This is a genomic window from [Muricauda] lutisoli (nom. illeg.) (assembly GCF_017313105.1).
Taxonomy (GTDB): Bacteria; Bacteroidota; Bacteroidia; order Flavobacteriales; family Flavobacteriaceae; genus Flagellimonas; species Flagellimonas lutisoli.
The window spans coordinates 131490-146006 of record NZ_JAFLND010000002.1 but is presented as its reverse complement, the minus strand read 5'-3'; the positions used below and the strand labels follow the sequence as shown (position 1 = coordinate 146006).

Annotated in this window: 12 protein-coding genes; 5 read left to right on the top strand and 7 right to left on the bottom strand. The window is 42.9% G+C overall.

What is annotated here, in order from left to right; all coding sequences use genetic code 11:
- The first annotated feature begins 38 nt into the window (after positions 1-38).
- On the top strand, positions 39-836 hold the full coding sequence (locus tag J0X13_RS07975; protein WP_207070932.1) for a DNA/RNA non-specific endonuclease: 798 nt from the start codon (positions 39-41) through the stop codon (positions 834-836).
- On the opposite strand, the gene rodA is transcribed toward J0X13_RS07975, so the two are convergent.
- The 7 genes from rodA to J0X13_RS07940 all read right to left on the bottom strand — a co-directional run bounded on the left by rodA (position 833) and on the right by J0X13_RS07940 (position 8569).
- On the bottom strand, positions 833-2116 hold the full coding sequence (rodA, locus tag J0X13_RS07970; protein WP_207070931.1) for a rod shape-determining protein RodA: 1284 nt from the start codon (positions 2114-2116) through the stop codon (positions 833-835). The two genes, J0X13_RS07975 and rodA, sit on opposite strands and share 4 nt — an antisense overlap.
- Positions 2106-3974, bottom strand: a complete 1869-nt coding sequence (locus J0X13_RS07965; RefSeq protein ID WP_207070930.1) for a peptidoglycan D,D-transpeptidase FtsI family protein — start codon at positions 3972-3974, stop codon at positions 2106-2108. The genes rodA and J0X13_RS07965 overlap by 11 nt, the downstream gene beginning before the upstream one ends.
- Before the next feature lie 54 nt (positions 3975-4028).
- Positions 4029-4535: a rod shape-determining protein MreD gene (locus J0X13_RS07960; protein WP_207070929.1), complete on the bottom strand. Its 507-nt coding sequence runs from the start codon at positions 4533-4535 to the stop codon at positions 4029-4031.
- Positions 4532-5344, bottom strand: coding sequence for a rod shape-determining protein MreC (gene mreC, locus J0X13_RS07955; protein ID WP_207070928.1), 813 nt, complete (start codon positions 5342-5344; stop codon positions 4532-4534). Before mreC ends, J0X13_RS07960 begins: the two co-directional genes overlap by 4 nt.
- Before the next feature lie 65 nt (positions 5345-5409).
- Positions 5410-6438 (bottom strand): rod shape-determining protein, encoded by a 1029-nt coding sequence (locus J0X13_RS07950; RefSeq protein ID WP_207030102.1) that lies wholly within the window; start codon positions 6436-6438, stop codon positions 5410-5412.
- 55 nt (positions 6439-6493) lie between these two features.
- Positions 6494-8023: a bifunctional phosphoribosylaminoimidazolecarboxamide formyltransferase/IMP cyclohydrolase gene (gene purH, locus J0X13_RS07945; protein ID WP_207070927.1), complete on the bottom strand. Its 1530-nt coding sequence runs from the start codon at positions 8021-8023 to the stop codon at positions 6494-6496.
- Between the two features lie 93 nt (positions 8024-8116).
- Positions 8117-8569, bottom strand: a complete 453-nt coding sequence (locus tag J0X13_RS07940; protein WP_207070926.1) for a GAF domain-containing protein — start codon at positions 8567-8569, stop codon at positions 8117-8119.
- A 133-nt stretch (positions 8570-8702) separates the two neighbouring features.
- On the opposite strand from J0X13_RS07940, the gene J0X13_RS07935 reads away from it, so the two are divergent.
- From J0X13_RS07935 to J0X13_RS07920, 4 genes are all read left to right on the top strand, one after another.
- The gene (locus J0X13_RS07935) at positions 8703-9089 is read left to right on the top strand and encodes an HYC_CC_PP family protein (RefSeq protein ID WP_242535675.1); all 387 of its coding nucleotides are present in this window, start codon (positions 8703-8705) and stop codon (positions 9087-9089) included.
- Positions 9090-9180: 91 nt separating this feature from the next.
- Entirely contained in the window at positions 9181-12921 is a 3741-nt protein-coding gene (locus tag J0X13_RS07930) for an efflux RND transporter permease subunit (RefSeq protein WP_207070925.1), read from the top strand.
- Positions 12918-14138: a TolC family protein gene (locus J0X13_RS07925; RefSeq protein ID WP_207070924.1), complete on the top strand. Its 1221-nt coding sequence runs from the start codon at positions 12918-12920 to the stop codon at positions 14136-14138. The genes J0X13_RS07930 and J0X13_RS07925 overlap by 4 nt, the downstream gene beginning before the upstream one ends.
- Before the next feature lie 16 nt (positions 14139-14154).
- Positions 14155-14511: a heavy metal-binding domain-containing protein gene (locus J0X13_RS07920; RefSeq protein ID WP_207070923.1), complete on the top strand. Its 357-nt coding sequence runs from the start codon at positions 14155-14157 to the stop codon at positions 14509-14511.
- The last annotated feature ends 6 nt before the right edge of the window (positions 14512-14517 follow it).

Below are 14517 nucleotides of genomic sequence, written 5' to 3'. Positions count from 1 at the left end.
TTGCAAAATTGAACTATCAAACCAATTAAAAACCTAGGATGAGGAATAGGAACATTTACGCAATACTGATGTTTATTTGTATTGTTGGTTTTTGGCTGTTCGAAAACTTTTATACGCCCGCAACCTATTCCGATACCGATAGTTCGAAAGTTGATGTGATGGAGTCTGACTACTTGCCCAATTCCACAACCGGTGAAGTAGTTGAGCACAGCTACTATACCCTTTCATATAGTGAACCGTACGAACAGGCGGAATGGGTGGCCTATATCCTCAAAAAAGAGCATTTGACCTACGACGATAGAGAGCGGCCCTATTTTATCGAGGATCCCAAGGTAAGGACCAAATCAGCAGATTGGAGAAATTATAGGGGTTCAGGATACGATAGAGGACATTTAGTGCCTGCTGGTGACAGACGCTTTTCGGAACAGGCCTATAATGAAACATTTTATACGAGCAACATCAGTCCGCAGGACAACTATTTTAATGCTGGTATTTGGAACCGTTTGGAGCAAAAGATACGCACTTGGTGTAAAAAATATGGTGATTTGATGGTGGTAACCGGTGGTGTATTAGAGTTTGGGCTTTCTGAAATAGGGGAAGAGGGTGTGGATGTACCCCGTACTTTTTATAAAATCGTGCTAAGAGGCAATGGCGAGGGTGCCAAGGTGCTAGCATTTTTGATTCCAGCTACGGAAACCGATAAACCCCTTGAAAATTTTTTGGTTTCCATTGATGTGATCGAGAAAAAAACGGGCATTGATTTTTTTGTGAAACAGCCTGGAACTTGGCAAGCAAAAATGGAATCCAAAGTGGATGCGCGGGGATGGAAATTCTAAATACCGTCCTTTAATCGGTTGGAGTCGAGTTTTAGAAAGATAAACAACAACATCGTGAAGAAAATCAGTCCTGAACCACCGTAACTAAAGAATGGTAAGGGCACGCCAATGGTTGGCAACAATCCGATCACCATGCCAATATTGATAAAGTAGTGGAATACCAATATCGAAATAACGCCATAGCCGTACATTCGGCTAAAATCACTTTTTTGCCGCTCGGCGATGTATATCAACCGTAAAAAGAACAACGAGAATAACAGTATAACGGCCGAAGTGCCTAAAAAGCCCCATTCTTCACCCACCGAACTAAAAATATAATCGGTGTGTTGCTCTGGAACAAAATCCCCTTTGGTCCGTGTTCCCTCCAAAAATCCCTTTCCGGCAAATCCTCCCGATTCAATTGCTTTTTCGGACTGATAGGTGTTGTAACCAATGGTCTTTCGAATTTCATCAAGCTTTTCCTCATCCTTTTCCAAGCTCAGCCATAAGGCAAACCGGTCTCTGTGGCGTTGCTCAAAAACATTTTCGAACACAAAGTTTACGGATAGGGAAAAGAGTATCGAAACTGCAATAACCCCAAGAACTGGAAGTATTGGAATTTTTACGGATGCTTTTTTAAAGGTATAGATCAATAAGGTGAGTATGACCAATCCAATGGCAACCCAGACTGTACCGAACATTAAGGTTGTGGCGAACAATACCACAGCAAATATGAGAATACCCAAATAGTAGATGGGGAATCCTTCTCTGAACAATACAAAGAACAAGGAAAAATAGATAAGCGAGCTTCCAGGATCCGGTTGTGGTAAGATCAATATAGCAGGAAGCAGAATTATTACCAATGCATACAATTGGTGTTTCCCCGTACGGATATCGGTTTGTATGTCACTTAAAAATTTAGCGAGCGCCAAGGAAGTAGCCACTTTGGCCAACTCTGAAGGTTGAAGGTTGAAAAAACCAAGATCGTACCACGAAGTTGCCCCTGCAATGGTCTTTCCAAAAACAAACAGGCCCAATAACAACACAATGGAAACAATATAAAATATGGAGGAAAAGCGCTCAAAAAATTGAGATTCCACAAACAGTACAAAGATAATTCCCAAGGCGGCTAATCCTATAAAAAACAGCTGTTTGCCGTACAACGTGGAAAAGTCAAAAATAGAAGTACTGACCTCGCCCACCGAAGTGGAATAAATATTGATCCAGCCAATAAATACCAAAAGGGCATAAAGGATTACGGTTATCCAATCCAACCTTCCAAAAGGCCCTCTACCAGACATACTCGTTTATTTCGAAAGGTTCGCCACTATAAGGTTTGGCATACTCGTGCTCCAATGTTTTTTCCAACATGCGCTTTTCCAGATCTTTCCTGGTAATCTCTCCTTTAATGTATTTTTCGATTAAAAGTGAGGCAATATGGCCTGCATAACGTGAGCCGTAGTACCCGTTTTCAATATATACGGCCAAGGCTATCTGAGGATTTTCAACAGGGGCGAAGGCGACAAAAACGGAATGGTCTGTCAATTGCATACGTTCTCCATCAACACGAATATAGTTTTCTACCGTACCTGTTTTTCCTGCGATTTCAATACCTGGAATTTTAACCCATCTTGCAGTTCCATAGTTGTATACATTGGTCATGCCCTCAATTACCGGCTCAAAATATTTTCTATCGATAGTGGTATACCTAGCCTCCGTGTATTTAGGATCTATTTCACCATTGCTACCAATGCTCTTGATCACATGGGGTGTATAAAAATACCCACGATTGGCAATTGCAGCAGTCATATTGGCCAGCTGCAAAGGGGTGGCCGCTATTTCTCCTTGACCAATAGCGTTGGATATGATGGTGGATGCGGCCCATCTGCCATCTCCATACCATTTATCGTAGTAAGCAACATCCGGAATTCTTCCAGGTGCACCGGTAGGAAGGTCCGTGCCCAAATAATCCCCGAGACCAAAACTTTTCATGTGTTTTTCCCAGATATCCATGCCCTCGTCCGTAGTCTCATATTTGTCAAAAATCCTACGAAAAACCCCTGCGAAATAGGCATTGCAGGATTGATAGATTCCGGAGTTCAAATCTCTGACACCTCCACCACAATGGCACCCTCGAAGCGTATTCCCAACATAAAACCCATGATAGCACCTAAACTTGGTATTTGTATCTATAACACCTTCTTGCAGGCCTACCAAGGCATTTAAAGTTTTAAAAGGAGAACCTGGAGATGGCTGTGCCAAAATAGAACGGTCCCAAGTAGGTTTGGATATGGTATCGTAATGAAGTTTACTATAATTTTTTGACCGTTGTCTACCCACCAACAAAGCTGGGTCGTAGGTTGGGCCCGAGATCATAGTCAATATCTCACCGGTTTTGGGTTCAATGGCCACAATGCCCCCGCGTTTGCCGTGCATCAATTTTTCTCCGTATTCTTGGAGGGTTTTATCAATGGTAATGTGTATTTCTTTGCCCTGTTGTGGCAGTGTATCTAGTTTACCGCCTTTGTAAGGACCAATATCCCTGTTGAAACGGTCTTTTTGAATATGTTTCACTCCTTTTTGACCTCTTAGGATTTCTTCATATTGCTGTTCAATACCTGTTCGTCCTTTTAATTCCCCAGCAACGTAGTAGGGGTTGTTTTTTAGGTCCCATTCGTTTACCTCACTGATATACCCAAGTACATTCGCCGCACTTTGGGTGTTGTAGTAACGCAGTGATCGTTTCTGAATATAAAAGCCCGTAAAATGGCGCATTTTTTCCTGAAGCTTTGCATAATCTTCTTTGGAAAGTTGAGGCACTAAAACCGAAGGTAGTCTTGGGGAATACCTTCTTGCTTTTTCCATTTTGGTCAGGAATTCAGGTTTATCTATCCCTAACAGGCTACAGAATTCCAAGGTATCCAAGGGTTTTACTTCTCTTGGGATTACCATTACGTCATATGCTGGTTGATTGCCCACCAAGAGCTTGCCGTCCCGATCGTAGATGTAACCTCTTTCGGGATAGTCGTATACTTTTTTTATGGCAGGGTCATCCAATATTTGATCAGGTGAAAATCGAAACAATTGTAAATAGGATAGCCTGCCTATAAAGGTGAAACCTATAAGTACAACAACCGATGAAAGCAATAATTTTTTCATGACGAACCTGAATTCTTAGGGCTCATATATACCCCAACGATAAAAACTAAGTTTTTATTCGCTTTTTGGACTAAAAAGTGAACTGAATAATACACAAAGTATTAAAGTTACAATACCAGTGGCAAAAACTTTTTTCAAAATTAATAGGATATGGGCAATACTTAAAATTTCAAACGAAAAGAATATCAGATGATGTAGAAGCACAAGTAAGGCCAAAAACGTGATACGCTGCACCTTGGTCGTATTCTTAAAACTGAAACTCTGGAAATCATAATTTACCCCGAAGCAAAATCGCATAATCGCCGGTCTGGCATAGGCAATGGTTACCGAAGCCAAAGCATTTAGGGCAAGTGTATCCGAGAAAATATCTATGACCAGTCCCAATAGAAAAGCGGTGAGCATAAAAATGGCCCTGTTCCCTTTGATGGGGTACCAATAAAAGAAAACTACGTACACAAAAGGATTTATAAAGCCCAGAAAGTTCAGGTTGTTGAAAATCAGTACCTGTGTGATGACCAACAACACAAAACGCAAAATATTTATGATCAGGGTGTTGTTCATTCTATGGTTCTGGATTCTAGTTCCTCGATTTCCTCTTTGTCCTTGTTCTGTATCAAGTATACATTTTTGATGTTGGCCATGTCGGAAAACAATTGCACATCAATATTGTAAAAACTCTTGGCATCGTTAAGGTCATACTTTTTTATCGTTCCGATAGGTACGTTTTCTGGAAAAATACTGGACATGCCCCCCGTAACGATGGTATCGCCCACTACCAAGGGAACCAATCGGGGAATATCAACGAGTTGGACAACAGTATAGTCTTTTGTGTCCCAAATCAAAGAGCCAAAGTATTCGGTGCCTTTTATTTTGGCATTGATGTTGGATTTAGTGTTGAGCACACTTTGCACTGTGGCAAAACTGTTGGATACATTTTCCACGATTCCTAAAATCCCTTCCGTAGTAATCACGCCCATATCCTGCTGCACTCCGTCTTCTTCTCCTTTGTCTATTAGAACATAGTTTCGGGGGGATGTAAAGCTATTTTTGATAAGCTTCGCGTCTAGAACTTGGTAGATGGACAAAGTGGAATCCAAGGGTTCAATACTATCATATTGGGTGTTGAAGAGCATTTTCCGCAACCGTTTGTTTTCCTCCACCAATCTTTTGTTCTCTTCTTGTAAGTTGAAATAAGAAGACACATCGGAACCGGCGCCATAAATACTGCCCGTGACCCATCGTGATGAATTAAAAAATTTGGATTGATGGTAAGAGTGTGACCGAATGGTCATCACCAATGCTATAAACGCAAAAAACGCATACAAAAATGCATTTCGATAGCGTAAAATAAAATTGATGATGCGTTGCATGCAATCGTATCGTTAAGAAGGTTTTTCCACTCCTTGAAGGTAATAGAACTGTAAGGATTACAGGTCTATTTTATTAAAATACTTTTGTAGCGTTCCAAGTTTTTAAGCGCAATACCTGTACCTCGAACAACCGCTCTCAAAGGATCTTCGGCAATGTAAACGGGCAAATCGGTTTTAAGGGAAAGCCTTCTGTCCAATCCTCGAAGCATAGATCCGCCACCTGCCAGATAAATACCTGTATTGTAGATATCGGCGGCAAGTTCGGGTGGTGTTTGGGACAACGTTTCCATAACCGCATCCTCCACTCTTAAAATACTCTTGTCCAGAGCCTTGGCAATTTCCCTGTAGGAAACCTGCACCTGTTTTGGTTTACCTGTCAAAAGATCACGTCCTTGAATGGATTTATCCTCCGGTGGGGATTTTAGATCTTCCGTGGCCGAACCAATCTCAATTTTGATGGCTTCCGCCGTGCTTTCGCCCACATACAGGTTGTGTTGGGTGCGCATGTAATAAATGATGTCGTTGGTAAACACATCCCCCGCAATTTTCACGGACTTGTCACAAACGATACCTCCTAGTGCGATCACGGCAATCTCAGTTGTACCACCACCTATATCCACGATCATGTTTCCTTTCGGCTGCATAATATCAAGACCAATACCGATGGCAGCGGCCATGGGCTCATGAATCAGGTATACCTCTTTACCGTTGACGCGTTCCGCAGACTCACGTACCGCTCGCATTTCCACTTCTGTAATACCCGAAGGAATACAAATGACCATCCGCAATGCAGGCGGGAACCACTTTTTCTTGAGCGCTGGAATATTTTTGATGAACATGCTGATCATCTTTTCCGATGCATCAAAATCGGCGATAACCCCATCTTTCAATGGTCGTATGGTCTTGATGTTTTCATGGGTCTTACCCTGCATCATATTAGCTTCGCGGCCCACCGCGATAATTTTTCCTGATACGCGGTCCCTAGCCACAATGGAAGGACTGTCAACAACCACTTTGTCCAAATGGATGATCAGGGTATTTGCAGTACCAAGGTCAATAGCTATTTCCTCGGTCATGAAATCAAAAAATCCCATAAAAAAAGCGTCTATTTCGGATTAACGGTAAAATTTATCGGCTAAAGTACTAAAATTAATGTTTAAAATGCCTAGTACCTGTCATCACCATCGCCAATCCATTTTCATTGCAGTAATCAATGCTCAATTGGTCCTTGATGGAGCCTCCCGGTTGTATCACACTTTTAATGCCTGCTTTGTCCGCAATCTCCACACAATCAGGGAATGGGAAGAAGGCATCACTGGCCATTACGGCACCTTCCAAGTCAAATTCAAAAGACTTTGCTTTATGGATGGCTTGGTTCAGGGCATCAACACGTGAGGTTTGCCCGGTACCGCTTGCACACAATTGTTTGTTCTTTGCCAAAACAATGGTGTTGCTTTTGGTGTGCTTGCACAACTTGGAGGCAAAAATCAGATCCTCGATTTCTTCCGGAGTCGGTTTTTTGTCCGTTACAGGATTAAGATCCTCTTCGGAATCGGTTTTCGAATCCTTATCCTGAACCAAAACACCGTTCAAACAAGTTCGGACCAATGTATCGGGTAAGTCAATTTCATTTTGGATAAGTATGATTCTGTTCTTTTTGCCCTTTAGGATTTCCAACGCTTCATCGGAATAACTTGGGGCAATGACCACTTCGCAGAACAATTTATGGATTTCCTCGGCCGTTGGCTTGTCAATTTCAACATTCGAGATCAGAATACCGCCAAATGCTGAAACAGGGTCGCCGGCCAAAGCATCCACATACGCTTGGTGGATGTTATTTCGGGTGGCCAGTCCACAGGCATTGTTGTGTTTTAGAATGGCAAAGGTCGGGTCGTCATTTTTAAATTCGCCCATCAAATTTACGGCAGCATCCACATCCAATAGATTGTTGTAGGATAGCTCTTTGCCATGAAGTTTGGAGAACATGGCATCAAAATCACCAAAGAAGAATCCTTTTTGGTGTGGGTTTTCACCGTAGCGCAATACCTGACCCTTGGTCTCGCTTATTTTCAGTACGGCTTCTTCATGGTTCTGATTGAAATAGTTGAAGATGGCGGTATCGTAATGTGACGAAATATTGAAGGCCTTGGTGGCAAAACGTTTACGGTCTTCCAAAGTGGTGGTTCCGTTGCCTTCGGAAATCACGTTCAAAAAGTCTTCGTAATCCTCCATGGAAGATACACAGAGTACATCCTTGAAGTTTTTGGCAGCAGCCCTGATCAGGGAAATGCCACCGATATCGATTTTTTCGATAATATCTTGTTCCGATGCGCCGCTGGCAACGGTTTTTTCAAAAGGATAAAGGTCAACGATCACAATGTCCAACTGAGGAATATTGAATTCCTCCATTTGGGCCACATCACTCTCATTGTCCTGCCTGTTCAAAATCCCTCCAAAAACCTTTGGGTGCAATGTTTTTACACGGCCACCCAAAATGGATGGGTAGCTGGTTACATCTTCAACAGGTACCACATCGATACCAAGATCTCGGATAAATTTTTCGGTTCCCCCGGTAGAATAAAGGGTTACACCAAGTTCGTCCAATTTTTTAACGATGGGTTCGAGCCCATCTTTATGAAATACTGAAATTAATGCGGCAGCGGCTTTTTTTGCAGTCATCTTCTGTGTCTTAGAATCAATTTATTAAGCGCACAAAAGTACTTTTTTTGAAGCTAAAAAGCAGCACGGTTTATCAACAAATTGGGAGAAGTTTTACAGAATCTCGGCCACTTTCTGGTTGATGAATTCCAAAAAGCGCTCATCTTCCTCTGTAAATGGGTCCGGAGTATTGGAATCGATATCGATTTGCCCCACATTTTTACCGTTTACGAACAAGGGAACCACAATCTCCGCTTTTACGGTTATGCTACAGGCAATGTAGTTGTCTTGAGCGGCCACATCGGGTACCACAAAGTTCTCATTGCTCACGGCTACTTGTCCGCAGATGCCTTTGCCAAAAGGTATAATGGTGTGGTCGGTGGGCGCACCTGCATAAGGTCCCAGTTTCAATTCCTCTTTGTCCCCATTTTTAAAATAAAACCCGACCCAATCGTAATGATCAACGTTGCTTTGTAAAAGTTCACAGATTTCACCCAAACGGGTATCCACGGATTTGTTCGCATCCTTAACGATGTCGAGTACCTTGGGTTCCAATGATTTTAGCATGAGATGATTTTTTTTGCAAATGTATTGAATAGTGGATTTGTACGACAAATTAAAGAGAGCTTACATGTTGAAAACAGATAAAGTTCTGTTAAGCAAAACAATAATTGTTGATATTTTGTAGTTTTGTAATCGAATGAAACAGATTTTTCATCAAATAGTATCCTCATTAATGGCCCTTTTGGTCTTGGCTTCCACGGTTTCGTGGACGGTCGACAAGCATATTTGTATGGGTAAAGTGATGGATATTTCCTTATTTGCCCATGCCGATGACTGCGGTATGGACATGGAAATGGAAAAATCCTGTTGTGATGATGAATCTTTTACCCTTCAAGGTCAGCATGACCTAAAAATTTCCTTTGAGAACTTTGATTTGGATCAACAAGTCTTCTTGGTAAGCTTTGTCCAAACTTATTTTCAGCTTTTCGAAATTGATTCTCAAGAACCCGTTACTTTCGGTGAATATAACCCGCCCCCATTGATACGGGACGTACAGGTTCTTGACCAGACTTTCCTTATTTGATTTAAACTTGGATTGAATTACCCGACTTATTTGGTCGGGCGTCTGCATTTATGCGCGTTTTGTATTGATCTAATGTTTAAATCAAACCTTTATGCTGAACAAAAGCATCAAATTTTTAATAGAGAACAAATTGGTAGCTGTGCTGCTCCTGCTATTTTTTATGGCATGGGGTATTGTTAGCACTCCTTTTAATTGGGATACTGGTGGCATTTTGCCGAGTAACCCCGTTGCCGTGGATGCAATTCCCGATATTGGCGAAAACCAACAAATTGTTTTTACCAAGTGGCCAGGTCGTTCTCCACAAGATATAGAAGATCAAATCACCTATCCGTTGACCACTTCGTTATTGGGCATTCCAGGGGTCAAGACCATTCGAAGTTCTTCTATGTTCGGGTTTTCCAGCATATACATCATTTTTGAGGAGGATGTTGAATTCTACTGGAGCCGAAGCCGTATTTTGGAAAAACTCAATTCGCTTCCCAATAACTTGTTGCCAAATGGTGTAAACCCTGCTTTGGGACCCGATGCCACGGCCTTGGGACAAATTTTCTGGTATACCCTGGAAGGTCGGGATGAAGAAGGCAATGTGACTGGAGGATGGGATTTGCAGGAACTCCGTAGCGTACAGGATTACTATGTAAAATACGCTCTGTCTTCCGCATCCGGCGTATCCGAGGTAGCATCCATCGGAGGTTTTGTTCAGGAATACCAAGTGGATGTGGACCCCGAACTGATGAAACAGTACAATGTTGGTTTGGATCAAGTGGTGAAAGCCGTTAAACAGAGCAATAGGGATATTGGTGCACAGACCTTGGAAATCAATAAAGCCGAATATTTGGTGCGTGGGCTTGGCTACATTAGATCTTTGGACGATATAAAAAATGCAGTAGTTACCGCAACAGACTATACTTCCATTCGCATTCAGGATGTGGCCCGGGTTTCTTTGGGACCAGCTGTTCGCCGTGGGATTCTGGACAAGGAAGGTGCCGAAGTGGTGGGCGGTGTGGTTGTAGCCCGTTATGGCGCCAATCCGTTGGAGGTCATCAATAACGTAAAAGATCAAATAAAGGAGTTGAGTGCGGGTCTTCCCTCCAAAGAATTGAAAGATGGAACCACTTCACAGCTTACCATTGTTCCTTTTTACGACAGAACCGAACTTATCCAAGAAACACTGGGAACACTCAATGAAGCCTTGACCCTTGAAATTCTGATCACCATTTTGGTGATTGTGGTCATGGTGTTCAATCTTAGGGCCTCCGTTTTGATTTCTGGACTGCTGCCCGTTGCAGTGCTCATGGTGTTCATCGCTATGAAAATGTTCGGGGTAGACGCCAATATTGTAGCGCTATCAGGTATCGCCATTGCAATTGGAACCATGGTAGATGTTGGGGTGATTCTCTCGGAGAACATTATTCGTCACATGGATGAGAACGATGCAAGCTTGTCGACCAATGAAGTGGTCTATAATGCGACTTCCGAGGTGTCAGGTGCTATTTTGACCGCGGTGCTGACGACCATTATCAGTTTTATTCCTGTGTTTACCATGGTGGGGGCCGAAGGAAAGCTCTTCCGACCCCTGGCCTTTACTAAAACCATGGCATTGACGGCATCCATAATCGTTGCCCTCTTTTTGATCCCACCTTTTGCAGCCGCAATTTTTAGAAAGAAAAATGTAAATCAAATTTTCAAATACATTTGGAACGGTCTTTTGATAACCTTGGGATTGGCGGCCATCGCTTTCGGATATTGGTTGGGCTTGGCCTTGATCGCCTTTGGTGTTTCAGGAATTCTCAAATGGAGGGATGTTATTGATGAAAAACAAGCAGGAATGCTCAATGTGGGTATTTGTGTTGCTACGATTATTTTCTTGTTGGCCGCTTATTGGAGACCGTTGGGCTTTGATCGGAGTATTGGTATCAATCTGCTTTTTGTTGGGTTGATATGTGGCGGTCTATTGGGAGTATTTTACCTCTTCAGACAATATTACAGTCGTATTTTGACCTGGGCACTTGAAAACAAATTACTGTTCCTTTCCATCCCTACTGTAATCGTGGTCTTCGGATTTATGATCATGCGGAACACGGGTCAAGAGTTTATGCCTTCCTTAAATGAAGGTTCCTTCTTACTGATGCCCACTTCACTGCCACATGCAGGGGTAGAAGAAAACAAACGGGTATTGCAGCAGCTGGATATGGCTGTAGCCACAATTCCCGAGATTCAGACCGTTGTAGGGAAAGCGGGTAGAACGGAATCCGCTTTAGATCCAGCACCCCTATCCATGTACGAGAACATTATACAATACAGGTCGGAGTATCAAAAAAATGAAGCCGGAAGTCCACAGCGATTCAAAGTGAATGCGGATGGTTATTTTGAGTTGAGTAACGGAAAAGTGCTCGCCAATCCAAATTTAGAAGTAAGCAACGAGCAGAACTATGCCGAAAACCATGTGAGCGAACCATTACGAATAGATAGAGACCTTTTGATTCCGGATGATGACGGTGAATACTTTAGAAACTGGCGCCCAGAAATAGAGCGTCCAGATGATATTTGGAACGAAATCGTGAAAGTTACTAAGTTGCCCGGAGTTACTTCAGCTCCCAAATTACAACCTATTGAAACACGTTTGGTAATGCTTCAAACCGGGATGCGAGCTCCCATGGGCATTAAAGTGAAAGGTCAGGATTTAAAGGAAATCGAAAACTTTGGACTTCAATTGGAACCTATTTTAAAAGAAGCTGCCGGGGTTAAAGATGAAGCGGTTTTTGCCGACCGAATCGTTGGCAAGCCCTATCTCCTTATCGATATTGATCGCGAAAAACTTGTTCGCTACGGTCTAGTGATAGAAGATGTTCAGCAAATTCTGGAGGTTGCCCTTGGTGGGATGACGCTGACCCAAACCGTTGAAGGAAGGGAACGTTACAGTGTTCGCGTGCGCTACCCAAGGGAGCTTCGTGAGAATCCCACCGATATCGGAAACATTTATGTTCCAGTGCAAAAAGGCAGTCCGGTGCCGTTGAGCGAATTGGTAACCATCCGATACGAGCAAGGACCGCAAGCCATTAAAAGTGAGGATACCTTTTTAGTGGGCTACGTGCTGTTCGATAAACAAGACGGCTATGCCGAAGTTGATGTGGTCGAAAATGCACAGGCCAAGATTCTGGAAAAGATTGAAAGCGGCCAATTGACGGTGCCCAAAGGCATCAGTTATCAGTTTACCGGCTCGTATGAAAACCAGTTGCGGGCCAAGAAAACCTTGTCCGTGGTGGTTCCATTGGCATTGTTGATCATATTCTTGATTCTCTACTTCCAGTTTAGGTCGGTTGCCACATCCTTGATGGTGTTTTCTGGGATTATGGTGGCATTTGCCGGCGGATTTTTAATGATATGGTTTTATGGCCAGGATTGGTTCCTCAACTTTAGTTTTATGGGTGAAAACCTGAGGGACCTTTTTCAAATGCACACCATCAACCTGAGTGTGGCGGTATGGGTAGGGTTTATCGCTCTTTTCGGTATTGCTACGGATGACGGGGTAGTGATGGCCACATATCTTACCCAAACTTTTGATAAGAACAGACCCGAAAGCTTGAAAGGTATTCGTGCTTCGGTTTTGGAGGCAGGTCAAAAACGAATCAGACCTTGTTTGATGACCACGGCAACTACAATTTTAGCGCTATTGCCCGTGCTTACCAGTACAGGCAGGGGAAGCGACATTATGATACCCATGGCCATTCCAAGCTTTGGGGGTATGTTGATTGCATTGGTCACATTGTTTGTGGTACCCGTGCTGTACAGTTGGAAAAGTGAATTGCAACTTAAAATGCAAAACCGATGAGAAAAAGCTTCATTTATATAGTATTCGTTTTGGCGACTATTGGAGGGAATGCCCAGTCCTTGGAGAGTTATCTTGAGGAAGCGGAATTGAACAGTCCCATGATCCAGGCCTTGGAATTGCGCTACAATATTGCAAAAGAAAAGGTGAACGAGGTAAACACCTTGCCCAATACCACTATTGGAGCTGGATACTTTATCAGTGAACCTGAGACCAGAACAGGGGCGCAGCGAGCCAAGTTTTCAGTATCGCAGATGTTGCCCTGGTTCGGAACCATTACAACCCGTGAAAATTATGCCAGCTCCATGGCGGACACTGAATTCGCGGAAATTGTGATAGCCAAACGAAAGTTGGCCCTTTCCGTAGCACAGTCCTACTATAAATTGTACGGGATTCGGGCCAAACAAAAAGTGCTAGGGGAAAATATCGCACTGCTCAAAACCTATGAGACTTTGGCCCTGACCTCTGTGGAAGTTGGAAAGGCATCGGCAGTGGATGTTTTGAGACTCCAAATTCGCCAAAACGAACTGCAGCAACAGAAAGAAGTGTTGGAACAATCCTATTTGGCCGAGCAGGCTATTTTCAACAATTTGTTGAATCGTGATGAAAGTATTGGAGTTGAGGTAGTCAACGATATGGAGGTTCCCGAGAGCGACCCTATGCTTAACAGGGAAGATTTGAGTCTTAATCCAGAGCTGCTCAAGTACGACCAATTGTACGAATCGGTAACACAATCGGAATTGCTCAACCAAAAGGAGAATGCCCCAAGTTTTGGAATCGAGCTCGATTATATCCCTGTTTCGGAACGCGACGATATGGTTTTTAGCGATAATGGAAAGGATATCGTAATGCCGATGGTGACTTTTTCCATCCCTATTTTCAATAACAAATTCAAGTCTATAACCAAGCAGAACGAGCTTCGCCACAAGGAAATAGAGCTCCAGAAAGAGGAGCGGTTGAATGTGTTGGAAAATGCCTATGCCGATGCGGTTTCGAAAAGAAACCAGGCACGTATTGCCCATCAAACCCAAATTAAAAACCTGAAACAGGCCAAGGATGCCGAAGAAATCCTGATCAAAAACTATGAAACGGGAACCATCGATTTTAACGATGTGCTGGACATTCAGGAGTTACAGTTAAAGTTTCAGACGAATCAAATACAATCAGTGCAGTTGTATTATTTGCAATCTGCCATCATCAATTATTTAATTAACAAGTAAATTTAATTTATCAAAAATGAGAACAAACATTAGAACAATTATCGGAATCGCAGTTGCTTCAGTATTGGTACTTACCGTATCGTGCAAGGGAAAAACCGAGGAAGCAAAGGAAACATCTACCGAAGCGACCATGGAACACGAAGGCCATGACATGGAAAACATGGACCACGACATGGATAGCATGGATCATGAAGATCATGATATGGAGGGCATGGAAACTGCCAAAATGGAAGGTAAGGAGTATGCCTCTAAATATGTTTGCCCAATGCATTGTGAGGGTAGTGGAAGCGATGAAGAGGGTAAATGCCCAGTTTGCGGGATGACCTATGTATTGAACGAGGAACATATGGCAGACGGACATACCCACAATTAATTAAAG